The organism is Alteromonas sp. ABH4_452 (assembly GCF_056311825.1).
The window spans coordinates 3,749,630-3,773,161 of record NZ_CM149973.1 but is presented as its reverse complement, the minus strand read 5'-3'; the positions used below and the strand labels follow the sequence as shown (position 1 = coordinate 3,773,161).

23 protein-coding genes are annotated in these 23,532 nt (G+C 45.6%); all 23 read left to right on the top strand.

The annotated features are described in order from the left end of the window. Positions 1-76 precede the first annotated feature (76 nt). Positions 77-1,216 (top strand): sensor histidine kinase, encoded by a 1,140-nt coding sequence (locus ACYX4N_RS16230; RefSeq protein ID WP_476054735.1) that lies wholly within the window; start codon positions 77-79, stop codon positions 1,214-1,216. Between the two features lie 16 nt (positions 1,217-1,232). After that, a complete protein-coding gene (locus ACYX4N_RS16225; protein WP_476054734.1) occupies positions 1,233-2,570 on the top strand; it encodes a sigma-54-dependent transcriptional regulator in 1,338 nt (445 codons plus the stop codon). A 243-nt stretch (positions 2,571-2,813) separates the two neighbouring features. After that, positions 2,814-3,149, top strand: a complete 336-nt coding sequence (gene fliE / locus ACYX4N_RS16220; RefSeq protein WP_476054733.1) for a flagellar hook-basal body complex protein FliE — start codon at positions 2,814-2,816, stop codon at positions 3,147-3,149. A 12-nt stretch (positions 3,150-3,161) separates the two neighbouring features. Continuing rightward, positions 3,162-4,856, top strand: a complete 1,695-nt coding sequence (gene fliF, locus ACYX4N_RS16215) for a flagellar basal-body MS-ring/collar protein FliF (RefSeq protein WP_476054732.1) — start codon at positions 3,162-3,164, stop codon at positions 4,854-4,856. Positions 4,857-4,868: 12 nt separating this feature from the next. Beyond that, on the top strand, positions 4,869-5,909 hold the full coding sequence (fliG, locus tag ACYX4N_RS16210) for a flagellar motor switch protein FliG (RefSeq protein WP_025254367.1): 1,041 nt from the start codon (positions 4,869-4,871) through the stop codon (positions 5,907-5,909). A gap of 103 nt (positions 5,910-6,012) precedes the next feature. Next, entirely contained in the window at positions 6,013-6,795 is a 783-nt protein-coding gene (gene fliH, locus ACYX4N_RS16205; RefSeq protein ID WP_476054731.1) for a flagellar assembly protein FliH, read from the top strand. Beyond that, on the top strand, positions 6,788-8,122 hold the full coding sequence (gene fliI / locus ACYX4N_RS16200; RefSeq protein ID WP_476054730.1) for a flagellar protein export ATPase FliI: 1,335 nt from the start codon (positions 6,788-6,790) through the stop codon (positions 8,120-8,122). Before fliH ends, fliI begins: the two co-directional genes overlap by 8 nt. 73 nt (positions 8,123-8,195) lie before the next feature. Then, complete coding sequence (gene fliJ / locus ACYX4N_RS16195; RefSeq protein ID WP_476054729.1) at positions 8,196-8,642, top strand: flagellar export protein FliJ; 447 nt, start codon at positions 8,196-8,198, stop codon at positions 8,640-8,642. A 349-nt stretch (positions 8,643-8,991) separates the two neighbouring features. After that, complete coding sequence (locus tag ACYX4N_RS16190; protein WP_476054728.1) at positions 8,992-11,307, top strand: flagellar hook-length control protein FliK; 2,316 nt, start codon at positions 8,992-8,994, stop codon at positions 11,305-11,307. A 227-nt stretch (positions 11,308-11,534) separates the two neighbouring features. Beyond that, complete coding sequence (gene fliL, locus ACYX4N_RS16185) at positions 11,535-12,074, top strand: flagellar basal body-associated protein FliL (protein ID WP_461851373.1); 540 nt, start codon at positions 11,535-11,537, stop codon at positions 12,072-12,074. Positions 12,075-12,101: 27 nt separating this feature from the next. Continuing rightward, entirely contained in the window at positions 12,102-13,160 is a 1,059-nt protein-coding gene (fliM, locus tag ACYX4N_RS16180) for a flagellar motor switch protein FliM (protein ID WP_118489991.1), read from the top strand. A gap of 17 nt (positions 13,161-13,177) precedes the next feature. Then, positions 13,178-13,585 carry a flagellar motor switch protein FliN gene (gene fliN, locus ACYX4N_RS16175; protein ID WP_012517672.1) on the top strand — a complete coding sequence of 136 codons (408 nt, stop codon included), beginning with the start codon at positions 13,178-13,180 and terminating at the stop codon, positions 13,583-13,585. Between the two features lie 28 nt (positions 13,586-13,613). Continuing rightward, entirely contained in the window at positions 13,614-14,063 is a 450-nt protein-coding gene (gene fliO / locus ACYX4N_RS16170) for a flagellar biosynthetic protein FliO (RefSeq protein ID WP_474808201.1), read from the top strand. Continuing rightward, positions 14,056-14,811 carry a flagellar type III secretion system pore protein FliP gene (gene fliP / locus ACYX4N_RS16165; protein ID WP_474808199.1) on the top strand — a complete coding sequence of 252 codons (756 nt, stop codon included), beginning with the start codon at positions 14,056-14,058 and terminating at the stop codon, positions 14,809-14,811. The genes fliO and fliP overlap by 8 nt, the downstream gene beginning before the upstream one ends. A gap of 8 nt (positions 14,812-14,819) precedes the next feature. Next, positions 14,820-15,089, top strand: coding sequence for a flagellar biosynthesis protein FliQ (gene fliQ / locus ACYX4N_RS16160; protein WP_012517675.1), 270 nt, complete (start codon positions 14,820-14,822; stop codon positions 15,087-15,089). A 12-nt stretch (positions 15,090-15,101) separates the two neighbouring features. After that, positions 15,102-15,881: a flagellar biosynthetic protein FliR gene (gene fliR, locus ACYX4N_RS16155; RefSeq protein ID WP_269915974.1), complete on the top strand. Its 780-nt coding sequence runs from the start codon at positions 15,102-15,104 to the stop codon at positions 15,879-15,881. A gap of 6 nt (positions 15,882-15,887) precedes the next feature. After that, a complete protein-coding gene (gene flhB, locus ACYX4N_RS16150; protein ID WP_474808196.1) occupies positions 15,888-17,012 on the top strand; it encodes a flagellar biosynthesis protein FlhB in 1,125 nt (374 codons plus the stop codon). 166 nt (positions 17,013-17,178) lie between these two features. Then, the gene (gene flhA, locus ACYX4N_RS16145) at positions 17,179-19,278 is read left to right on the top strand and encodes a flagellar biosynthesis protein FlhA (protein ID WP_474831504.1); all 2,100 of its coding nucleotides are present in this window, start codon (positions 17,179-17,181) and stop codon (positions 19,276-19,278) included. A gap of 29 nt (positions 19,279-19,307) precedes the next feature. Beyond that, on the top strand, positions 19,308-20,717 hold the full coding sequence (gene flhF, locus ACYX4N_RS16140; protein ID WP_476054727.1) for a flagellar biosynthesis protein FlhF: 1,410 nt from the start codon (positions 19,308-19,310) through the stop codon (positions 20,715-20,717). A gap of 5 nt (positions 20,718-20,722) precedes the next feature. After that, positions 20,723-21,589, top strand: a complete 867-nt coding sequence (locus ACYX4N_RS16135) for a MinD/ParA family protein (RefSeq protein WP_118489983.1) — start codon at positions 20,723-20,725, stop codon at positions 21,587-21,589. Continuing rightward, positions 21,586-22,317: an RNA polymerase sigma factor FliA gene (locus ACYX4N_RS16130; RefSeq protein WP_476054726.1), complete on the top strand. Its 732-nt coding sequence runs from the start codon at positions 21,586-21,588 to the stop codon at positions 22,315-22,317. Before ACYX4N_RS16135 ends, ACYX4N_RS16130 begins: the two co-directional genes overlap by 4 nt. A 36-nt stretch (positions 22,318-22,353) precedes the next feature. Continuing rightward, positions 22,354-22,737 (top strand): chemotaxis response regulator CheY, encoded by a 384-nt coding sequence (gene cheY / locus ACYX4N_RS16125; protein WP_025254383.1) that lies wholly within the window; start codon positions 22,354-22,356, stop codon positions 22,735-22,737. Between the two features lie 34 nt (positions 22,738-22,771). Then, entirely contained in the window at positions 22,772-23,527 is a 756-nt protein-coding gene (locus ACYX4N_RS16120) for a protein phosphatase CheZ (RefSeq protein WP_474808188.1), read from the top strand. The last annotated feature ends 5 nt before the right edge of the window (positions 23,528-23,532 follow it).

Below are 23,532 nucleotides of genomic sequence, written 5' to 3'. Positions count from 1 at the left end.
GCCAATATCAAGTTGGCATATCTTCTGCTTTATCTAAGTCATAGTTAAACAGCGTCTGCAATTTGACGAGGATAATATGGCTTTCGACAGCACACAACAATCTACAGAGTATTTCGCATCTGCCTATGCACTTAACGGCGGCTCGGCGGTATCTCAAGATGATTATCAAACGTCACAAAATGATGATATTGAATCACTGAGATTGCAGGCGAGTCGGCTCGAACATTTACTTCAAGTGATGCCAGCGGGTGTTATTGTTATTGATGGAAAGGGCATTGTTCGCCAAGCCAACGAGCAGGCAAAAGCATTGTTAGGCGAACCGCTGGAAGAGGAAGTGTGGCGCAGTATTATTACTCGCTCTTTCAAGCCTCGCGCAGACGATGGTCATGAAGTATCGCTGGTTGATGGTAGACGAGTGAAGCTTTCAATTACCCCACTAGACAACGAGCCAGGTCAGCTAATTGTTATCACAGACCTAACTGAAACCCGTCAGCTGCAAGCGCGGGTCAGCCACATGCAGCGGTTGTCTTCTCTTGGAAAAATGGTGGCATCCCTGGCCCATCAAATCAGAACTCCACTTTCTGCAGCCATGCTTTATGCGTCAAACTTAACGCGTAAAGGGTTAGGGGAAGAAGCACAAACACAATTTGCGAACAAACTAACAGACAGGCTTAAAGAGCTGGAAAGCCAGGTTAATGACATGCTGCTTTTTGCTAAATCTGGCGAAGAGCAAGTGGTAAGCAAAATTAGTCTCGCTGAATTATTCGGTGCCATTGAGGGGAATGCACAAAGCATGACAGCTCAAGCGCAGCAAAAGCTAACGTTTTCAGGTTTTGAGCAAGACGCAGCAGTAACTGGGAATTTAACTGCTCTTCAGGGTGCATTGTTAAATCTCATACATAATGCAAGCCAAGTCACCCCGAAAGGTGAGTGTGTACATGTCCAGGCATCGGTAAGCGATCAGCGTTTACATGTTTCAGTTATTGATAAAGGACCAGGTGTACCAGAACGGTTAAAAACCAAAATCTTTGAACCCTTTTTTACAACTAAAACTCACGGTACCGGTTTGGGCCTTGCTGTGGTGAAGTCGGTGGTAAGTGCGCATAGCGGCGCACTCAATGTAATTGACGTACCCGAGGGCGGGGCATGCTTTAGCGTGTCATTATCGTGCTCAGCGAATGCTAAAACCTCACAAACATTGACTCATGTCGCGTAAGTCATAGGAGAGAATAATGTCTAAAACTACCATACTAATTGTTGAAGATGACGCGGGTTTACGCGAGGCGCTCCTAGACACCCTGTTATTAGGTAACTACAACGTGATTGCCGCTGATTGTGCAGAAGAAGCGTTAATGATGCTGTCGTCTCAGAATGTAGACCTAGTGGTTAGTGATATACAAATGGGCGAAATGAGTGGCTTAACGCTGCTAAAAAGCATTAAAGCTAAATATCCTAATATGCCTGTGCTGTTAATGACGGCCTACGCCACCATTGATGATGCGGTTCAGGCGATGCGCGATGGCGCAACGGACTACCTTTCAAAGCCTTTTGCGCCAGAAGTATTGCTTAACTTAGTGGGGCGCTACGCGCCTGCACAAAAAATTGAGTCACGTACGCCAATCGTAGCCGACCCTTCAAGTTTGAAGCTACTTGAGCTTTCGCGGAAAGTTGCGAAGTCTGAAGCTACCGTTATGGTGATGGGTCCAAGCGGGTCGGGTAAAGAAGTGCTGTCTCGCTATATTCACGACCAGTCACCGCGAAGCGATGCGCCTTTTGTTGCCATCAACTGTGCTGCTATTCCAGAAAACATGTTGGAAGCGACTTTGTTTGGTTACGAGAAAGGGGCTTTTACTGGTGCTATTCAGGCCTGTCCGGGTAAGTTCGAACAAGCCCAAGACGGCACCCTGTTACTTGATGAAATAACTGAGATGGATTTGGCACTGCAGGCTAAATTACTGCGCGTGTTACAAGAGCGTGAAGTAGAGCGCCTTGGCGGACGAAAAACCGTTAAACTTAATGTGCGAGTTATTGCTACGAGTAACCGAGATTTAAGAAAAGCAGTGGATGCTGGCGAATTCAGAGAAGACTTATACTACCGCTTAAACGTATTTCCTATTGAATGGCGCCCGCTATCGGAACGCCCAGGAGACATTGTGCCACTTGCCGAGCATCTTGTTCAGCGTCACGCCAGTTCACAGGGCTTGGGTACTATCAGATTAAGTGCTGCTGCGCGCAATAAATTGTCACAATATAGCTGGCCAGGAAACGTTCGAGAGTTAGAGAACGTGGTTCAGAGAGCGCTAATTTTATGCGAAAACAATGAAATAGATGCCGGCGATCTAATGATTGACGAAGACATGTCGGCCCCGCTTGAAGTTGCACAAGAGCCGGTTGAAGACAACAGATTGGGCTCAGAGCTTCGTTATCAGGAGCACCAAATTATTCTTGATACCTTGGTATCTTGTAATGGTAAGCGCAAAGACGTAGCAGAAAAGCTAGGTATAAGCCCTCGTACCCTTCGTTATAAACTAGCGCGTATGCGTGAAGATGGTATTGAAGTACCAGCATAGTACTGCTGTTTTGAATCTCTCGTTTCATCCCCGTTATCCGTCGCCTCTGAAGTAAAGAAGGCGGCGGTTTTCTGTTACTCCCTTCAAATCAAACGCCATAAATTTGGCTTACCCTCTCATTTAGTTTTTATCATATTGAAATTTAACGTTTTTTAAAGTTGGCAAGACCCTTGCTAAATCATTCTTATAGATTATGTATTCGCCGGTGTTCAGGCGGTTTTCAAAGAAACGCTAGGAGTGGTTATGGACGTTAAAGCCAATAGTTTGTATCAAGAAATGCAGAACATGATTGGGCAAACTCGTCTTCAAGTTAACGAGCCTCAGCAACAGCTGCTTAGTGAAGTTAATAGCTCGGCAAGCGAATTCTCGACCATGCTTAAGAACGCGGTAGATGGTGTAAACGGTATGCAGCTTGAGTCAAAAGATGCTCAACAGCGCTTTGAAATGGGCGACCCAAGCCTAAGTTTAGCCCAAGTCATGTTGACAAAAGAAAAGGCAGGCATTGCGTTTGAAGCGACTGTTCAGGTACGTAACAAAGTACTTGAAGCCTATAAAACAATAATGAACATGCCGGTCTAGGTGGAGTAGGTTATGGCTGAAGCAACAGGTACAAACCTTACGGTTCCTGATCAAAATCAAACAACGGACAATGAGCCAGAGAATAAATCTGGTTTCATGGATACGTTGGGTAGCGCAGATATGATGCGCCAAATGGCCCTTGTGGTTGTTTTGGTCATCTGCGTTGCCATCGCAATCTTTATTCTTATTTGGTCGCAAGAACCTGATTATCGCCCCCTTGCGAAAATGGAAACCCAAGAGCTTATCGAAACCCTAGATTATATGGATGCGAATCAAATCGATTATAAGCTTGAAGGCAATACTGTTTATGTAAGAAGTGACGAATTCCAAAACATCCGTTTAGGCATGACCCGCCAAGGGTTAACTAAGGCCTCTGATGCCGGTACCGATATCATTATGCAGGATATGGGTTTTGGTGTAAGTCAGCGTGTTGAAATGGAGCGTTTAAAACACGCTCGTGAACAGCAGATTGCCTCGACCATTGAAGATATCGCAAGTATTCAAAAAGCACGTGTTCTTTTAGCTATGCCAAAAGAGAACGTTTTTGCTCGAAGAGAGAAGAAAGCGTCGGCAACCGTTGTGCTAACGGCTAAGCGCGGTGCCGTCATTGCTGGTGAAGAGGTTGATGCGGTCGTTGATATCGTGGCTTCTGCCGTACAAAACATGGAGCCGTCTAAGGTAACGGTAACAGACAGCAATGGTCGCCTGCTTAACTCAGGCTCGCAAGATTCAATGAGTGCTCGTGCAAGAAAAGAGTACGAAATTGAACGTCAGCGTGAGCAAGAGTATCTTGAAAAAATTGACGCTATACTAATTCCAGTTTTGGGCATAGGTAACTACACGGCGCAAGCTGACGTTACAATGGACTTCACGGCGATGGAGCAAACCCAGCGTAGCTACAACCCGGACTTGCCTGCGGTTCGCAGTGAAATGATCGTCGAAGAGAACAGCGTGGGTGGCGGCGTTGGTGGTATTCCTGGCGCATTATCAAATCAGCCTCCGCTTGATTCTAATATTCCAGAAAATGCTGTGGGCGGCAGTCAACAAACCATGCCAGGGCGCACGGCAAAAGAATCAACGCGCAACTACGAGCTTGATACCACCATTAGTCATACCAAAAAGCAGACAGGTGTAATCCGCAGACTGAGTGTGTCGGTGGCAGTGGACTATACTCAAGTTGCAGGCGAAGACGGCGCTATGACGCCAACGCCACGTAAACAAGAAGAAATTCTTAATATTCGCAGACTATTGCAGGGCGGTATTGGCTTTGACGTTACCCGCGGCGATTCGCTAGAAGTGGTTAGTGTACCCTTTACTCGTATGGATGCAGGCGAAATTGAAGATGCGCCTTTGTGGGAACAGCCTGGTTTTCTGCCAATTCTTAAGCTAGTTGTTGGTGGCTTGGTTATAATAGTACTTATCATCTTTGTGATTCGACCTATGCTGCGTCGTCTTATCAACCCAGATGAGTCTAACGAGGCAGATGAATTTGATGCTGATGAAGGTTTAGACTTAGGCGATGACACAATTAGCATGTTAACGTCTGACTTTGACGAAGGACAGGTAGGCTTTGCGCCAGATGGCTCACTTATGCTACCTGACTTGCACAAAGACGAAGATGTACTTAAAGCCGTACGTGCCCTAGTGGCCAATGAACCAGAATTATCAGCCCAGGTAGTTAAGGGCTGGTTAATGCAAGACGAGTAGTGAGATAAGATTATGGCTGAAGAACTTGCCAATGTTGAAGAACCGTCATACGACGTCAGTAAATTAGAAGGCGTAGAAAAAGCGGCCATCTTACTACTTAGCTTATCTGAGGAAGATGCGGCGCAGATATTAAAGCACCTTGAACCAAAACAAGTGCAAAAGCTGGGTTCTGAAATGGCGAAAGTGGACGATATGACGCAAACCAAAATCACGTCAGTTCACAAACACTTCATTGAAGAGATTCAGAACTACAGCACTATTGGCTTCCAGAGCCAAGACTTTGTTAAGCGAGCGTTAACTGCGGCCTTAGGTGAAGACAAGGCGGCAAACCTCATCGATCAGATCCTAATGGGCAGTGGCGCAAAAGGTCTAGATTCACTGAAATGGATGGACTCTAAGCAGGTGGCGAGCATTATTCGTAACGAACACCCGCAGATCCAAACCATTGTACTGTCTTATCTAGAGCCTGAGCAAAGCGCTGAAATTTTGGCGCAATTCCCAGAAAAAGTACGTCTTGATCTGTTGATGCGTATTGCGAATCTAGAAGAGGTTCAGCCAGCAGCATTGCAAGAACTAAACGAAATTATGGAGAAGCAGTTCGCTGGTCAAGCGGGAACGCAAGCAGCCAAAATGGGCGGCTTGAAGTCTGCAGCGAACATCATGAACTACTTGGATACCGCGATAGAAGGCCAGCTAATGGACGCTATTCGCGAGCAAGACGAAGAGATGAGTCAGCAAATTCAGGACCTTATGTTTGTCTTCGACAATTTGGTCGATGTAGACGACAAAGGCATTCAGGCAATATTGCGCGAAGTGCAGCAAGATGCGCTGCTTAAGGCCATTAAGGGTGCTGACGAAGAGCTTAAAGATAAAATTATGCGCAATATGTCTAAGCGTGCTGCTGAAATGCTTGGCGATGACTTGGAAGCTCTCGGCCCTGTTCGTATCAGTGAAGTGGAAACAGCACAAAAAGAAATTCTTTCTGTTGCCCGTCGACTTTCTGACTCAGGTGAAATCATGCTTGGCGGCGGTGGCGGTGAAGAGTTCTTATAAGCGCTCTGATGCCCTTAGCGCTGTAGCTGAGGTAGAACCAAGTCTCGTAATAAAGAACTTTGAAATAAATAGCCTCGAAATAAAAAGTCTCTGGTAATAGAAAATGTCTGGTAATAAAAATTTCAGTGAAAACGAAATAAACGAAGCAAAAGCGTGGGATCTACCTTTTGTCGATGATCCAAGGGCAGCTAGAAAAGACGAGACAACCAATGCACTGAACAAACGCTCAGATTGGAAGTATGAGCCCCCTGAAGTTGAAGAGGAAATTAAGCCTCCTACTGCTGAAGAGATAGAAGCTATTCGCCAGGCTGCTTATGACGAAGGTTTTAAGGAAGGCAAGGAAAAAGGTTTTGAAGAAGGTAAAGCAGAAGGTCTTGAAACCGGCTTGGCCGAGGGTAAAGAACAAGGTCATAACGAAGGTTTGGAACAAGGTTTAGAAGAAGGTCGCCAGCAGATGGCTGAACAAGCCGAAGTGTGGCAAATGCTTGCTGAAAAATTCCACGACCCACTTTCTCAGGCTAACGATGAAACCCGTGACCAGCTGGTTAAACTTGCTGTAACACTTGCAAAAGCTGTGATTAAAACAGAGGTCAGCACTAACCAACAAGTGATACTTCAAGCGTTAAGCGAAGGCATTAAGGCGCTACCCATTAATCAAGCAGATTATCAAATTCACATGAACCCTGAGGATATTGAATTGGTAAAAGCGCATTTTGGCGACGAAGAAATTGCCAAAAAAGGATGGAGTTTGGTTGAAGCCCCAGCAATGGAACGTGGCGGTTGCGATATTACCACTGCACAAAACGCTGTAGATGCTTCTATTGAGCGCCGCTGTCGTAACGTTATAGATAAATTTTTACTAAACCAAGGTTTGTCAGATGACTAGCCCTTGGCATTCGCATTTTGAATCCCTCACAAAACAGGTTTCTTCTCCTCCTGTTGTCGCTGCCGGCAAGTTAGTTCGTGGTATCGGTTTAACTCTTGAAGCGGTGGGGTGCCAGCTACCCGTTGGCAGTCAATGTTTAGTACAGACCATTGAAGGTGAAATAGAAGCCGAAGTAGTTGGTTTTGGCGATGATATAACTTATTTAATGCCCACCGAAGCGGTGCGCGGTATTGTGCCCGGAAGTCGCGTGATGCCGTTAAACCGGCAAAGTGGTTTACCAGTAGGTATGGGGCTTTTAGGGCGTGTGGTAGACGGTAATGGTCAGCCCCTTGACGGTTTAGGTGAAATAAATGCCGAAGCCCGCGCGCCGACAACTAGACCGCCTATGAATCCGCTTATCCGCCGTCCCATAAATACTCCGATGGATGTAGGTGTACGCGCCATTAACGCACTCAATACGGTTGGCGTAGGTCAGCGTATGGGGCTCTTCGCTGGAAGTGGTGTGGGTAAAAGTGTGTTATTAGGCATGATGACCCGGGGCTGTGAAGCCGACGTGGTTGTTGTGGGACTTGTCGGAGAGCGTGGACGAGAAGTAAAAGAATTTATTCACGAAATCCTAACAGAAGAAGAGCGCAAACGTGCGGTTGTAGTCGCTGCACCTGCCGATACTTCACCACTTATGCGCTTAAAGGGCTGTGAAACTGCGGTAACTATTGCTGAATATTTTCGTGATAAAGGCATGAAGGTGCTGTTGCTCATTGATTCGTTAACCCGATATGCCATGGCGCAGCGTGAAATAGCGCTGGCTGTGGGTGAACCTCCGGCCACAAAAGGTTATCCGCCTTCGGTTTTTGCCCGGCTGCCCGCACTAGTAGAACGAGCTGGTAATGGCAGCGAGCGCCAAGGCTCTATCACGGCCTTTTATACGGTACTTACCGAAGGGGACGATTTGCAAGACCCCATAGCCGACGCAGCTCGAGCCATTTTGGATGGTCACGTGGTCTTGTCAAGAACCCTTGCCGATAGCGGTCATTACCCCGCAATTGATATTGAAGCGTCGATAAGCCGTGTAATGCCTATGGTGGTAAGTGAAGAGCATCAACTTATGGCTCGTCGTATTCGCCAGGTTTACTCAAACTACAAACAAAACCAAGATCTTATTTCTATTGGCGCTTATGCTAAAGGGTCGGACCCACGTATAGATTTAGCCATTCGTGCAGAACCTGCAATTAATGCTTTGTTGCAGCAAGGAATGAAGCAAGTCATTCCTTATGACGAAAGCCTAGAAGGTATGGCTGCCCTCGCCAAAGGGTTAGGGCAGGGATGATGGCTTTTTTAGCAAAGAGTAATAGAGCGCTCGTGAAGAAGAAGTCAGAATTTTTTAGTTAAGGGCGCTAAAAATGTCTAAACAACTAGAGCGTCTAGCCGAGTTCGAGCAAGAAAAAGAGCAGCGAGAAGCTCGCTATTATAAGCAGGCTCAGCAAAACGTTAATCAGCAAAAGCAAAAACTAACCAGCCTCGAACAGTACCGCATAGACTATATCAAAGGTATTCAACAAACCGGTCAAGCCGGCGTTACGGCTACTTACTATCAACAACACTTATCTTTTGTTGGAAAATTAGATAAAGCGTGTGAACAGCAAATGCAAGTGATTGCTCGTGCACAAATGGCAGCGGATCAGCGCAAGCAAATATGGCTAAAGCAGCAGCAGAAAGTCAAAGCTGTTACCTTGTTGCTTGATAAGAAGAAGTTGGCTGAGCAGAAAAAGGAAGCCAAAGCCGAGCAGGCCATGATGGATGAATTTGCCACGCAACGATTTTTCAGAGCTAAGCGCTCTCCTTTCTAATAAATAGCATGTTCTCAAGCCACTTTGGCTCAATCCTTGCAAAATCAATATGAAATGTAACAGCGCGCCTTAGTTTTAATGCAATGGTATTACGCTCTAATAGCGTTCGTTTGAAGTTCTACACTTATTACAAAGTAGGAGATTTAACGAAAGCGAGCATAAAACCTAATGCCAAACGATAGCCATAAGAGTTATCTGAGTAGAGCTAAGTGATTGAAATTTAGATATGCGTTGGTGGGTTTGCGATTTACTTCTCTCGGTTTGTTTAAAAATAACGCCTAGTGATTGATTCGCATCACATTACGTCTTCTTGGTGAAAGACGAGATAAATGTAGGACGGTAGGACAATATGCAACAAGTTGCCGCACGTAAAACAGACATTGCCGCATTACCTTTTTCTGCTTCTAGCACAGCTAAAGCGGTAGAAACAGGTATTGGTACGCAACAGCAAGCGAATAGCGAAAATAACCAAGCATTTAATCGACTTTATCAGGAAGCAAAGTCAAGCAAATCAGATTTTGTTTTAAATGACAAAGAGACATTTAACTCTCAGTCTCGGGATAGAAGCCGTTCGACCAGCTCACCTGCTAACACTTCAGTTTCTAATGAAACGGTAAAGAAGGGAAAAGACCGGGATGCGGGCCATACCGATCTTCCTGTTGATAAGAAAGTGACAGACAATCCAGCAGAGTCTACGCCCAGTACAAAAGAAGAAAACGCTGCCATTGCCCAAAAAGATATTGCCGAAGCTATAGAAGCGCATGGCAACTTAGACGGTGAAGAAAAGACCAGCTTGAAAGCAGATGACGCTCAAGGTGATATTGAGCAAAAAGCTGTAACCGAAGCAGATTTTGTTATTGGAGAAGGCGGCAAAAAAGATGCTGAGGCAGGCGTTATTACCACACCTGGTACGCCTGATGGAAACCCGGACAAGACTGATGAAGAACCCGACTGGGTTGCCTATGTTGAAACCCTAGCCGATCGCTTTGGTAACACCGATAACAGAGAGCAAACTCAAGGGCAAACTGGTAACAGAACAACCAATGGTATTTCTGAAGTTTCAGATGAGACGGTTAATGTTCTTTCTGTAAAAGAAAACGGAAAGCTTTGGAAGATCCCAGACAGTGTTGACGCCAGCGACGCGCCCTCGGTGATGGCGCATCTACTTTCTCAGCTTAATGGTGACAGCAAAGAGGGCGAAATCGCCATAGAATCCCTTTCGACTGACGCACAACAAACACTGAGTGCTTTAACCGCACTACTGCTCGGCGCTGAAAGTGAGCAGAGTGGTGCCGGCAGCGAACAAAATAGTGCCGACAGCGAACAAAATAGTGCTAACGGCGAAGCAAACGTTGAGCAATCGCAAATCCTTGCCAATGATAAGTTAGATTCAAATGCCAGTGAACTTTCAGCGCTAATTGCACAACTCATGCTGCAAAAAGAAAGCGATAACAATGTAGTGCGAAGCTTGGGCGAGGATGCAGGGAAAACGCTGACAAATAGTACAAACGCATCAGATGAGTCTGTTGTGTTAAGTCTGTTATCTGATGAGCTTAAAGCGATACAGCAATTATCTTCAGATGAAGCCAGCTCTCAGTTAGAAGCATTGTATTCTGACGCAACCACTGACATAGCCGCTGAAGTAGCCATTGCCGGAGCAGGTTTGGAAAATGGTGATGTAAATACTAACGGGGCAGACAAAAATAAGGTAACTGACAAAGCACCAGTGATGAATATCCAAAGTGCTATACCTCCAAACAATGGCTTTGAAATGACCGTTGACCCACAAAGCGACTTATTAACTGCAATAAGTGAACTTTCCCCACAAACTGCACAAAAAGCTACCGAGGCGTTTGCTGAACGTGTAGTTACAGTAATGCCAAGTGGTGCACAACAACAAGCTGTGAAGGCAAATATCATTGCCGGTATTAATGAATTTCAGCAACAAGTTCAGCAAGGTAGAGAGCCTGGCATTGATTTGTCGGCTATTGTGACTGATGCCGCCAAAGAAGCGGCAGTGAATACTGACGTTATTGCATCGATGACTGCTAGGGTCGATAGCCAGGCGAGTCAGTTTCTTAACTTGATGACGCAAACACAGGCCAGCGCCCATCAAGCTTTGGCAAGTATGGTAGGACAAACCGATACGGTAATACAGGAAAACACCCAGCTTCGCGCTGAAGCGTCAAAATCTCAGCAGCAGTTTGAAGGCTTTGATAAAGCGGTCAACATCCATAAGCCAGAAGGCCAGCAGCAGCTAAATGAAAAGATTCGCTGGATGGTTAACGCGCGCAACACTATGGCTGAGATTCGACTCGACCCGCCGGAAATGGGCAGCATGCAGGTTCGGGTGAACGTTGCAGGTGATGCAGCAAGCGTAAGCTTTGTTGTTCAATCTCAACAAGCAAAGGAAGCGCTAGCCGATGCCATGCCTAAATTGCGAGATATGCTTTCTGAACAAGGCATTGAGTTAGGTGATGCTGAAGTAAGAAAAGATAATTCGTCAGGTAACGAAAATGGCCAGCAACTTGCAAACGATAATAGCAGAGGAAACGGCACCGAAAACCGTGGAGAAAATGACGGTTTAGACGACATGGGCGAAACGCGGATTATCGAGCAATCAGTGACGCGAGCAGCCAAAGGTGGAATTGATTTCTACGCTTAAAATTAAGCAAAACTATTATCAATAGGTAGCATGGTGAGATTATTTTAAGACTGCTATGTTTGATGTATTCATTTGAATCCGATTAAACGGGTCGATGTAACTCCGCTCAATAGTAATTGATGGCTGCGGTTACGGTATCAAGTGGATGTAGATACGAATAATGGCATTGCCATTTGCGATGGAACATTGATAATACGTTTTTTCTTAATATTACTGATGAGTTACACATGGCTGATGAAGAGTTACAGGTAGAAGAAGGCGGTAAAAAGAAAGGCAAAATGATGCTGATCATCATTATCGCTGTGGTTCTTGTAGGTGGTGGAGCTGCCGCTTATTTCTTACTGTTTGCCGGAGGGGATGAACCTGCGGCCGAACAACTGGCTGAAGCTGACGCTGCGGCGGCCGCCGAGAGTGCACCGGCAGCGAGTTCGGGTAATGCTGAAATAGGTACGGCGCTGTACGTTGCTATGCCAAGACCCTTCGTCTTCAATGTGCCCGGATCAGGACGAGACAGACTTGTCCAAATTAAAGTACAGCTATTAGTACGTGGTTCTGATAACGAAGAGTTAGCAAAGACGCATATACCGCTTATTGAAGGTACACTTTTGCAAGCTTTTAGTACGTCAAATGCAGATGATCTTGTCACCGAGGCAGGTAAAATTGAGCTTCGTGAGCAAGCGGTAACTGAAGTACAAAAAGCATTGAAAGACATTACGGGCAGCGATGTTGTAGAGCGCGTATTGTTTACAGGTTTTGTCATGCAGTAATGCATCGACTGAGTAAGGTAGAAGACGGTGAGTGATTTATTATCTCAAGATGAAATCGATGCCCTGTTACACGGGGTAGATGATGTAGAAGAGGAAGAGGTCGGCAGTAGCGACTCTGATGCTTCTACGCTCGAGTACGACTTCTCCTCGCAAGATAGAATTGTACGTGGGCGTATGCCTACGCTCGAAATTGTGAATGAACGTTTTGCCCGTCACATGCGCGTAAGTCTATTTAACATGATGCGACGTTCAGCTGAAGTATCGATTAACGGTATTCAGATGATCAAGTTTGGCGAATATATTCATACACTGTTCGTTCCAACGAGTTTGAACATGGTGCGTTTCCGTCCACTTAAAGGTACGGGGCTAATCACCATGGAAGCTCGCTTGGTGTTTATTCTGGTAGATAACTTCTTTGGCGGTGACGGCCGATACCATGCGAAAATCGAAGGTCGTGAATTCACGCCCACGGAACGTCGTATTATTCAAATGCTGCTTAAAATAATCTTTGAAGATTATAAAGAAGCCTGGGCGCCTGTCATGGACGTGTCGTTTGAATATTTAGACTCAGAAGTAAACCCGGCCATGGCGAACATTGTGAGTCCGACTGAAGTGGTGGTCATAAGTTCGTTTCATATCGAGCTAGATGGTGGCGGTGGCGACTTCCACGTGTCATTACCATACTCAATGTTAGAGCCTATTCGCGAACTCCTAGACGCAGGTGTTCAAAGCGATAAAGAAGATACAGATTTACGTTGGAGTAAGGCGCTTCGCGACGAAATTATGGATGTGAAAGTGGGTTTAACCACGCACATGCTAGATGTGGATGTACCGCTTCGCGATGTGATGGAGTTTAAACCCGGTGATATCATTCCTGTGGAAATGCCGGAAACCATCACAGTATTAATTGAGGATTTACCTACGTTCAGAGCCAAACTAGGTCGTAGTCGCGATAATTTGGCGCTGAAAATAGTAGAGAAAATTGCAAGACCGACTTCAGTGAAGTCTGAGCTACAGTTATTAACCCGCGGTGGGCGCATTATTGATAATGACGCAGAGCTGCAAGTACTCGAAGAAGACCTGTAAGGTAGAGGGGAGTTCCCATGAGTGAAGACGGTATGGACGATTGGGCTGCGGCAATGGCCGAGCAAGCCGAATCTGAAGCGGATCAAGAGGCTGGCGATAACGAAGACGTGCAAGTTGCTGAACTTGACGAGCTAACAGATGATGCGCCAATTACGCAAGAAGAGAAGAAAAAGCTAGATACCATTCTAGATATTCCAGTGACTATTTCGATGGAAGTCGGTCGTAGTCAAATTAGTATCCGAAATCTGCTACAGTTGAACCAGGGTTCTGTGGTGGAACTGGATCGTGTTGCCGGTGAGCCACTAGATGTATTAGTTAATGGCACGTTGATTGCTCATGGAGAAGTAGTAGTGGTCAACGACAAATTCGGTATTCGATTAACGGATGTTATTAGTCAAATTGAGAGAATCAAGAAGCTCAGGTAAAACTTCTTATAAACTAAGGGGTTGCGCAATGCTGCCCCTTTTATTTAGTCAGCTTGCGTTTGCACAGTCGACCCAATCAATCACCAACCCCACATCAATACTGTCAATTTTCCTTTCCTTGCTGGTGGTCGTAGGCGTTATTTTTGCCTTAGCGTACGTAATGCGTCGATTTAATGTCACTGCGATGGGCGGAAACCAAATGAAAGTGGCGGCCAGCATGGTTGTTGGCACAAAAGAAAAAATCATGGTTATTCAGGTGGGCGAAGAGCAACACCTTATTGGTGTTACCAGCCACAATATCTCCCATTTAAGTAAATTAGATAAAAACCTCGATATGCCTGTAAAGGGTGTAAACAAAACCACAGGCGAGCAGCAAAATGGTGCCGATGCTTTTAAACAAAAGCTTGTAGCTGCCATGGCGGGAAAGCTTAACCCCAGCTTAGAAAAAGAAAAAAAGGAAGAGTCGAAAGATGCGTAAGTTTGCCTGGCTACTTTTCATACTACCATTATTGCTGCTTGTGGAGCCTGTTTATGCTCAGCAGGGGATTTCTGCAGTAACGGTAACAACCAATCAAGATGGGTCGCAAGATTACACAATGACGCTTCAAGCGCTTTTTATCATGACAGCGCTAAGCCTTATCCCTGCGTTCATCATGATGATGACCTCGTTTACGCGTATTATCGTGGTACTGTCTATTCTGCGTCAGGCAATTGGCCTTCAGCAATCACCATCGAACCAGATACTCATTGGCGTAAGTTTGTTTTTATCTATGTTCATTATGGCGCCGGTATTTGAAGAGGTGAACGAGCGTGCCTTGCAGCCTTATCTTAACGAGCAACTCACCAGCCTAGATGCCCTAGAACAAGCCAAAGGCCCCATGCGCGCTTTTATGCTTTCTCAAACACGGGTAAAAGACCTAGAAACGTTTGTACGGATAGCCGGAGATGAAGGGAAATACGCTGATACGGACGAAGTGCCGCTAACCATTTTGATCCCTGCATTTGTGACAAGTGAGCTTAAAACGGCGTTTCAAATTGGTTTTATGCTGTTTATCCCCTTTCTCATTATTGACTTGGTTGTCGCATCTATATTGATGGCCATGGGTATGATGATGCTCTCGCCTATGATTGTATCTTTGCCGTTTAAGCTCATGCTTTTTGTGTTGGTCGATGGCTGGAACTTAATTTTCGGCACGTTGGCGACCAGCTTCGGCATGGGAGTCTAGGAGGGCTTATGTCACCAGAAGTCTTTGTAGAAATACTGCGAGAAGCCATGTTCATGGTTATTGTATTGGTATCTGCGGTGATTGTTCCAAGCTTGATCGTAGGCCTAGTGGTCGCTGTTTTTCAGGCAGCGACCAGTATCAATGAGCAAACCATGAGCTTCTTACCTCGCTTACTTGTTACGCTTCTCGCGCTTAGCTGGGGAGGCAACTGGTTGGTGCAACAGCTTATGGACTTTACTTTCAGAATGGTTGATATGATCCCGCAGGTTGTGGGATAGAAGGCTAAAACTGTGGAAGTCGAACTCGCCACCATCAATCAATTTCTAGCAGACATGCTGCTGCCGTTTATGCGTATTAGCGGCTTGTTCGTGGCCATGATTGGCTTGAGTGCAAAATCAATTCCCCCGCAGGTAAGAGCCCTGCTGGGTATAATGCTAACGCTCATCATCATGCCAGTAGTGCCTCCATCACCTATTGAAAACTTGGTGGATGTGGGCACATTTTTAATTGTTATTCAGCAGCTGCTTATTGGTATTGCTATTGGCTTTATTTCTATGATGGTGCTCAATACCTTCGTGCTCGCAGGCCAAATCATAGCCATGCAAACTGGTTTGGGGTTCGCGTCTATTGTTGACCCCGTAAACGGTATAAACGTACCTGCAGTTGGTCAGTTTTATCTAATATTAGCGACCTTATTGTTTTGGACCTTGGATGGGCATCTGTCCATGATCCAAATGATAGTCATGAGCTTTGAGGCGTTTCCCATAGGCGAAGCGTGGTGGACAGGTGAACAGTTTCGCGATATTGCTCATTGGGGAGGTTGGATGTTTATATCGGCAGTAACCTTGTCTCTAGCGCCCATAGTGTCACTACTAATTGTGAATTTAGCATTTGGTGTAATGACCAAAGCTGCGCCGCAGCTAAACATTTTTAGTATTGGTTTTTCCATTGCTCAGGTAATGGGATTACTGATTATCTGGATAACGCTAGATAACTTTACTGCGCACTTTGAAACCCAATGGTTTAGAGCCGAACAGTTTATGTGTGAACTATTGAACATTTGTGGTTAGGAAAAAATGGCAGATTCAAGCGAAAAAACAGAAGACCCCACGGGGAAAAAACTCGATGATGCCCGAAAAAAAGGGCAGCTGGCCCGTTCCCGTGAACTATCCACAACTTTAGTGCTTATTGTCAGCGCCTTCATGTTTTTGTTTGTGGGCAGTTGGATTGCTGAATCTGTTTTCAAACTTACCCAGCGAATGTTTATTCTCTCTCGCGACGAAACCTATGATATCACCCACATGTTTGGCGCATGGGGTGAAGCTTTCTCAGCGGTAGGTCCTGCCGTGTTGCTTTATATGGTGGTAGCTATGATAGCCGGCATCTATGGCTCTATTGCACTTGGTGGTTTTAATTTTACCTGGGAAGGTGCAAAGCCTAAGGGCTCCAAAATGAGTCCAATTCAGGGCTTTAAGCGAATGTTCGGCATGAACGGCTTAGTTGAGCTATTAAAATCCATCGCTAAAGTTGTGGTTATCATCAGCATGGCCATAGGAGCGCTTTTGTTCTTCGAAGATGAAGCACTGCATTTAGATATGGAGCTATATCCGGGAAACATCTTTCACGCGCTCGACATGCTTAAATGGGCATTTCTCATTCTAGTATGTGGCATGATCCCCATTGCACTCATCGATGTGCCTTATCAAATGTATAAGCACAACAAAGAAATGAAAATGACCAAGCAAGAGGTTAAAGACGAACGGAAAAATGCGGAAGGCGACCCTATGGTAAAAGGTCGTATTCGTCGCTTACAGTATCAGGCGGCAACTAAGCGCATGATGCAGGAAGTACCACAGGCAGACGTGGTAGTAACTAACCCGACTCACTTTTCAGTAGCGATTAAGTATGACGAACAGGGTGTAAGAGCACCTGTCGTGGTGGCAAAAGGGGCTGATGAATTGGCTATGCATATCAGAAAAATTGCTACCGCCAATGACGTACCCTTAATACCTTCTCCTATGCTCGCTCGTGCCATCTTTTATTCGACAGAAGTCGACGATGAAATTCCGAACGCCTTATTTATGGCGGTAGCACAGGTGCTAGCACATGTTTATCAGCTTAAAGCACATAGGGCAGGGAAGGGGAAGCGTCCTAAACCACTTAAACGAGATTTGCCTATCCCTCCAGAATACCGTCGCTAAGTATCTATATTTCTGTTTTTTTGGAGGGCCTATTTATACCTTCCGCATATTTTTTAGCTCTATTGGTGTATGTAAGTGCCGCTTTGTATAAAGCTGGCACGTTAGTTGAAAACTCTATTGAAGATTTACATAAAGCGTCAATTTTCTGATAGAGAGACACCCAGCCATGCAGTTATCCGGTTATCTTCAGCGATTCGATAAAAATCAGCTGCAAAATTTTACCAGTGGTTTAGGCGCGCCTATTGTCCTTTTGGCAATCATGGGAATGGTAATACTACCCATGCCGCCGTTTTTACTCGACGTATTGTTCAGCTTTAATATTGCGCTCTCTCTCGTCATTATTTTGGTAGCGGTACTCACCCAACGCCCTGTGGATTTTGGTATTTTCCCACTTGTGCTCCTAATAGCGACAGTTCTGCGTTTGGCGCTTAACGTTGCGTCTACGCGGGTTGTATTACTGTACGGCCACGAAGGGGGAGATGCGGCAGGTAAAGTGATTGAAGCCTTCGGTGCTGTGGTTATCGGTGGTAACTATGCTGTAGGTATTGTTGTCTTCGCTATCCTTCTTATTATCAACTTCAAGGTAGTAACCGCAGGTGCGGGACGTATTTCAGAAGTAAGTGCTCGCTTTACGTTAGATGCTATGCCAGGTAAGCAGATGGCAATCGATGCCGACCTTAATGCAGGCTATATCGACCAAGACCAGGCGCGTCAGCGTCGCGAAGAAATAACCGCAGAGGCTGACTTTTACGGGTCGATGGATGGTGCATCAAAGTTTGTAAAAGGCGATGCGGTTGCCGGCCTTTTTATCATGCTTATCAATATTGTTGGCGGCTTATTCATAGGCATGATTCAGCACGGTCTTTCATTTGGCAATGCCATAGAGATCTACACTATTTTGACCATTGGTGATGGTTTGGTGGCGCAGATACCTTCATTACTACTTTCTGTAGCAACGGCGATTATCGTTACTCGAGAAAACGAAACCCAAGAAATGGGTAAAGAGATCCGTGGTCAGCTAGGAAATAATCAAGCGCTTTATATAGCATCAGGCGTGCTTTTCGTCATGGGTATCATTCCGGGTATGCCTCATATCGCATTCTTGGGTTTTTCATTTTTGATTGCGGGCTTTGCATATTGGCAGACAGTTCAAGCTAAGAAGAAAGCTGAAGAACCTCAATTGCCAGAGAACATTTCAAAAGATGAAACTGTTGCACCTGAAGTTAAAGAGCTGGGATGGGACGACGTTCAGCAGGTGGATACCATTGGTTTAGAAGTGGGCTATCGCTTAATTCCGCTTGTTGATAAATCTCAAGGTGGTGAGTTGTTGACACGAATTAAAGGCGTACGTAAGAAACTATCGCAAGAGCTGGGTTTCCTTATTCCACCTGTTCATATACGCGACAATCTAGACTTAGAGCCTAACACTTATACCATCGCTATGCTCGGCGTCACAATTGGCGATTCCGTTATAAGTCACGACGAAGAGCTTGCCATTAACCCAGGGCAAGTGTTTGGCAAGCTAGAGGGGCGGGCTACTAAAGACCCTGCTTTCGGGCTAGATGCGGTGTGGATTAAGCCTAATAAGCGCGAGCACGCGCAAACGCTTGGATACACGGTTGTTGATGCCGCTACGGTTGTTGCGACTCATCTAAGTCAGTTACTTTCCAATAACGCCTATCAGTTACTTGGGCATGAAGAAGCGCAACAGCTTCTAGATATGCTGGCCAAACAGCACCCTAAATTGGTCGAAGGTTTGGTGCCCGATATTCTGCCGCTTAGTACCGTTGTGAAAGTGCTGCAAACCTTACTATTTGAAGGCGTGCCTATTCGCGATATGCGCACCATCGTGCAAACGCTTAGCGAGTACGGCACACGGAGCCAAGACCCAGATGTATTGGTGTCTGCGGTGCGTATAGCACTCAAACGTTTAATCGTTCAGGAAATTACTCAGGGGGCAAAAGAGATACCTGTCATAACCTTGGCGCCAGAGTTGGAACAGATGTTGCACCAGTCCCTTCAAGCAGGTGGCGAAGACGGTGCTGGTATAGAACCAGGTCTGGCAGACAAGCTGCAGAAATCATTGCAGCAAGCCAGTCAGCAGCAAGAGTTAGAGGGAGAACCTGCAGTACTCCTTACCTCAGGCATGCTACGACCCGTGCTGTCTCGCTTCTTAAAGTATTCTGTTGTTGGGCTGCATGTTCTTTCATACCAAGAAGTGCCTGACGACAAACAAATAAAAATAGTCAGTTCGGTCGGTCAATAATCTGACACTGGGTGATTGGAGAGGTTGCAATGAAAATTAGACGTTTCTTCGGCAAAGATATGCGTGAGGCGCTAAGCCAAGTTAAAGCTGAGTTGGGCAGTGATGCAGTGATCATGTCAAATCGCAAAGTCGCTGACGGTATCGAGCTTGTAGCAGCCTACGACAAAGAGCCTGAAGCTAAGCTTTTCACGCCTAAGGCGACACCACAGACCGCTGCTAAAACGCCTGGCCAAAAGGCTGTGCCTAGCTTAAGTGAAATTATTGGCGACGATGGCCCTGATAGCTTAAAAGCCTTGCTGGAAAAGCAGCATGGTGGAAACCCAGTTGCAGGCAGTTCTGCACAACCAGCACAGCCAATGTCAGCGAACGCTAAGCACGCCAACGAAATTGCATCTCACTTAGATTTTTCAGAAGCGTTTATCGACGACCTTGAAACACAATCACCAGCACAAGATGCTATCGAGCAACAGACTTTTCCTGAGCATCAAGCGTCAAGTATGGGTGAAACTCCTGTATCCCAGTCTGCTGAACTAGCTCAAATCAAAGAAGAGTTAGCTTCACTTCGCGACGTATTGCAGTATCAAGTTGCAGACCTAATGGAAGCGAAGAACAAGCGTCAAAAACCTGTTCATCAATACTTGGTCACGCGATTAACCGATATGGGTTTGAGTAGTGCACTAGCAACTCAGCTGATTAGCTATACACCGGCTCATTACAACGAACGTGACGCGTGGGTATATCTTCTTAACCTATTGGCTAATCGCATAAATGTTACCGGAAACGATATACTAAGCTCACAAGGTGCCGTTGCATTAGTCGGGCCTACTGGTACAGGTAAAACAACCACTGTTGCAAAGTTGGCCGCCCGCTACGCGCAAAAATACGGTGCAGAATCGGTAGCTATGATAACTATTGATACGTATAGAATTGCAGCCTATGAGCAACTAGCGACATACGGAAAAATTATTGGCTGTACTGTGCGAAAAGCGCAAACTAGTGAAGAACTAGCAGATTTATTGTTCCAACTTCGTCATAAGCGACTAGTATTGATTGATACAGCAGGTTTTAGTCAGCGTGATAGTCGATTAATTAAGCAAATTAAGCAGTTCGACAATGGCCAAATGCCAAAAGTTAAAAAATATTTGGTAGCGCAAGCCAATACGCAATATCCGGCTTTGCAGAGAATCATTCAAGCGTATGACGATATTGAACTAAGTGGCTGTATTTTCACAAAGTTAGATGAGTGCTACTCTTTAGGAGAGGTACTTAGTGCAGCGGTTGAATACCAACTACCGGTTAGTTATGTCACCGATGGTCAAAAAGTGCCTGAAGACATTAAGATTGCAGAAGCGAAATCTTTAGTTTCCGCTGCTGCAAAGCTTTATAAAAAGTACGGTTTGAATCATACTAGTAGTAACAACGCAATTAAAACAGCATAAGCAGTATGATTGACGATCAAGCGAGTAGCTTAAGAAAAATGAAGCAATCACGGTTAATCAAAGTAATCGCCGTCACCGGTGGTAAAGGTGGCGTCGGTAAAACAAACATTACGCTTAACACTGCTATCGCCATGGCGAAGCAGGGCAAGCGTGTAATGGTTCTTGACGCGGACCTTGGTCTTGCAAACGTAGATGTGATGCTAGGCCTGCGAGTTGAGAAAAACCTATCTCACGTACTCTCTGGCGAGTGCACGTTGGACGAGGTTTTAGTAACAGGCCCCCACGGTATTAAGATTGCGCCCGCCACATCTGGTACGCAGTCAATGGCGGAACTCTCACCCACACAGCACGCTGGCTTGATAAGAGCGTTTAGCGAGCTGCGTTCTCAAATAGACGTATTAATAGTCGACACCGCTGCTGGCATTTCAGATATGGTATTAAGCTTTTCTAAAGCCTCCCAAGATATCATGGTGGTGGTTTGCGATGAGCCAACATCACTAACTGATGCGTATGCGCTGATAAAAATCCTTAACCGTGAGCACGGTGTTTTTCGCTTTAAAGTTGTGGCCAATATGGTTCGCGATGTGCGAGAAGGTCAGGAATTATTTAGCAAATTAAGCAAAGTGACAGGGCGTTTTCTCGATGTTGCACTAGAATTAGTGGCGACGGTGCCATTTGACGAAAATATTCGCAAAGCTGTGCGTAAGCAAACAGCTATTGTTGATGCTTTTCCAGGCTCTCCTGCAGCCGTAGCGATAACCAAGCTAGCAAACAGGGCGCTTACTTGGCCTATTCCAGCGCAGCCTGGAGGTCACTTAGAATTTTTCATTGAACAATTAGTTGCAGAAAAAGCCGTAGGAAGTCAACGTTGAACAGCAAGGCAGCCGCTTATCAACAGCAAACAGATAAATCGCAGTTAGTCGAAAGACATGCGCCCCTGGTTAAGCGTATTGCGCACCATTTGATGGCGCGCCTGCCTGCGAGTGTACTTGTTGATGACCTTATCCAATCAGGCATGATTGGTTTGTTAGAGGCTGCTCGAAACTTTGATGGGTCAAAAGGCGCAAGCTTTGAAACCTTCGCAGGTATCCGCATTCGCGGTGCCATGCTGGACGAAATACGCAAAGGTGATTGGACGCCACGTTCTGTTCACCGAAATGGTCGCGCGATAACAGAGGCGATATCTCAGGTTGAAGGTGAAACCGGGCGCGACGCACGAGATTCCGATATTGCTGACAAGCTTAATGTGAGCTTGCAGGATTATCACCAGATGCTCAATGAAGTAAATGCCGGGAAGTTGGTCGGCATTGAAGATTTAGGTGTGTCGGAAGATGTGATCACTACCGAGCAAAGTCGAGGCAGTGATGCACCGTTAGAAGATTTAATGCAGGGCGCATTTCAAAAAGCGCTGGCCCATGCAATAACGACATTACCCGAGCGAGAAGCGATTGTTCTTTCACTTTACTATGATGAAGAACTAAACTTAAGAGAAATAGGCGAGGTTCTCGACGTAAGTGAGTCGAGAGTCAGTCAAATTCATAGTCAAGCCATGTTAAAACTCAAATCACGAATGAAATCGTGGCAAGCTGACGAAGAATAGAAATTAAAAACAATTAACCCCTCAGTGGAGGCTATTTTGGACAAAAGCATGAAAATTCTCGTGGTCGATGACTTTTCAACCATGAGACGTATCATCAAAAACCTGCTTAAAGACTTGGGTTTTGCCAACATTCAGGAAGCGGATGACGGAAGCACTGCATTACCTATGTTACAACAAGGCGATTTCGACTTTGTTGTTACTGATTGGAACATGCCTGGTATGCAGGGTATAGATTTGCTCCGCGCGATTAGAGCCGATGACAAACTTAAGCATTTGCCAGTACTTATGGTGACCGCCGAAGCGAAGAAGGAACAGATCGTTGCCGCCGCCCAAGCGGGTGTGAATGGTTACGTCGTTAAACCTTTCACCGCGGCAACGCTTAAAGAAAAATTAGATAAAATATTCGAACGTTTAGGTTGATCCAGACGCTCACCAGATAAATGAGGTTTACTGGATGTCAACGAATGTAAACGTTCCAATATCGTTAGAAGAAGCAAAGCAGCTTGTCACTTTTCTCGAAGAAGGTGACAAGGCTTCAGCTAACGCACTACTTGAAGCCGTCTCAATGAAAGAAAACGTTGAGCTATTCGCTGAAGTAGGCAAGTTAACGCGTCAACTCCACGACGCATTAAACAACTTTCAAATAGACGACCGCATCAAAAATCTAGCTACAGACGATATCCCTGATGCCCAGTCCCGCCTTACCTACGTAATTGAAGAAACCGAAAAAGCTGCTAATACTACTATGGATGCCGTTGAGGCGAGTATGCCCATCGCTGAACTGCTATCGGAGCGGATCGAAAAGGTTATGCCAGAGTGGAAAAAGCTGATGAACCGCCAAATCGAGTTGGGTGAGTTTAAGGTTTTATGTGCAGACTTAGACGAATTGTTGGAAGACGGTTCGAATCAGTCGGCTAAACTTACACAGTTACTTACTGAAGTTTTGATGGCACAAGGTTATCAAGACTTGACTGGACAGGTTATTCGTCGCGTTATCGACTTGGTTAAAGAAGTCGAAGATAGCCTTGTAAACATGCTTACTATGTTTGGCGAACGGGACGGTGCAGAACAATCTAAACCTTCCAGCGTTAAGGCCGATAAGATTGATGGTGTAGAGGCAGAAGGCCCAATCATTGATGCTGACAAACGAGATGACGTCGTTTCAGGTCAAGATGATGTAGATGATCTTCTGTCTAGCTTAGGTTTTTAGGGGAG

Coding starts and splice junctions, on each gene's coding strand:
- flhA (WP_474831504.1), top strand. CDS start 17,179: ATGCAGTTATCCGGTTATCTTCAGCGATTCGATAAAAATCAGCTGCAA.
- ACYX4N_RS16230 (WP_476054735.1), top strand. CDS start 77: ATGGCTTTCGACAGCACACAACAATCTACAGAGTATTTCGCATCTGCC.
- fliO (WP_474808201.1), top strand. CDS start 13,614: ATGCTGCCCCTTTTATTTAGTCAGCTTGCGTTTGCACAGTCGACCCAA.
- fliP (WP_474808199.1), top strand. CDS start 14,056: ATGCGTAAGTTTGCCTGGCTACTTTTCATACTACCATTATTGCTGCTT.
- ACYX4N_RS16190 (WP_476054728.1), top strand. CDS start 8,992: ATGCAACAAGTTGCCGCACGTAAAACAGACATTGCCGCATTACCTTTT.
- fliE (WP_476054733.1), top strand. CDS start 2,814: ATGGACGTTAAAGCCAATAGTTTGTATCAAGAAATGCAGAACATGATT.
- fliL (WP_461851373.1), top strand. CDS start 11,535: ATGGCTGATGAAGAGTTACAGGTAGAAGAAGGCGGTAAAAAGAAAGGC.
- fliN (WP_012517672.1), top strand. CDS start 13,178: ATGAGTGAAGACGGTATGGACGATTGGGCTGCGGCAATGGCCGAGCAA.
- fliI (WP_476054730.1), top strand. CDS start 6,788: ATGACTAGCCCTTGGCATTCGCATTTTGAATCCCTCACAAAACAGGTT.
- fliQ (WP_012517675.1), top strand. CDS start 14,820: ATGTCACCAGAAGTCTTTGTAGAAATACTGCGAGAAGCCATGTTCATG.
- fliJ (WP_476054729.1), top strand. CDS start 8,196: ATGTCTAAACAACTAGAGCGTCTAGCCGAGTTCGAGCAAGAAAAAGAG.
- ACYX4N_RS16120 (WP_474808188.1), top strand. CDS start 22,772: ATGTCAACGAATGTAAACGTTCCAATATCGTTAGAAGAAGCAAAGCAG.
- ACYX4N_RS16225 (WP_476054734.1), top strand. CDS start 1,233: ATGTCTAAAACTACCATACTAATTGTTGAAGATGACGCGGGTTTACGC.
- ACYX4N_RS16135 (WP_118489983.1), top strand. CDS start 20,723: ATGATTGACGATCAAGCGAGTAGCTTAAGAAAAATGAAGCAATCACGG.
- fliH (WP_476054731.1), top strand. CDS start 6,013: ATGTCTGGTAATAAAAATTTCAGTGAAAACGAAATAAACGAAGCAAAA.
- flhB (WP_474808196.1), top strand. CDS start 15,888: ATGGCAGATTCAAGCGAAAAAACAGAAGACCCCACGGGGAAAAAACTC.
- fliG (WP_025254367.1), top strand. CDS start 4,869: ATGGCTGAAGAACTTGCCAATGTTGAAGAACCGTCATACGACGTCAGT.
- flhF (WP_476054727.1), top strand. CDS start 19,308: ATGAAAATTAGACGTTTCTTCGGCAAAGATATGCGTGAGGCGCTAAGC.
- fliF (WP_476054732.1), top strand. CDS start 3,162: ATGGCTGAAGCAACAGGTACAAACCTTACGGTTCCTGATCAAAATCAA.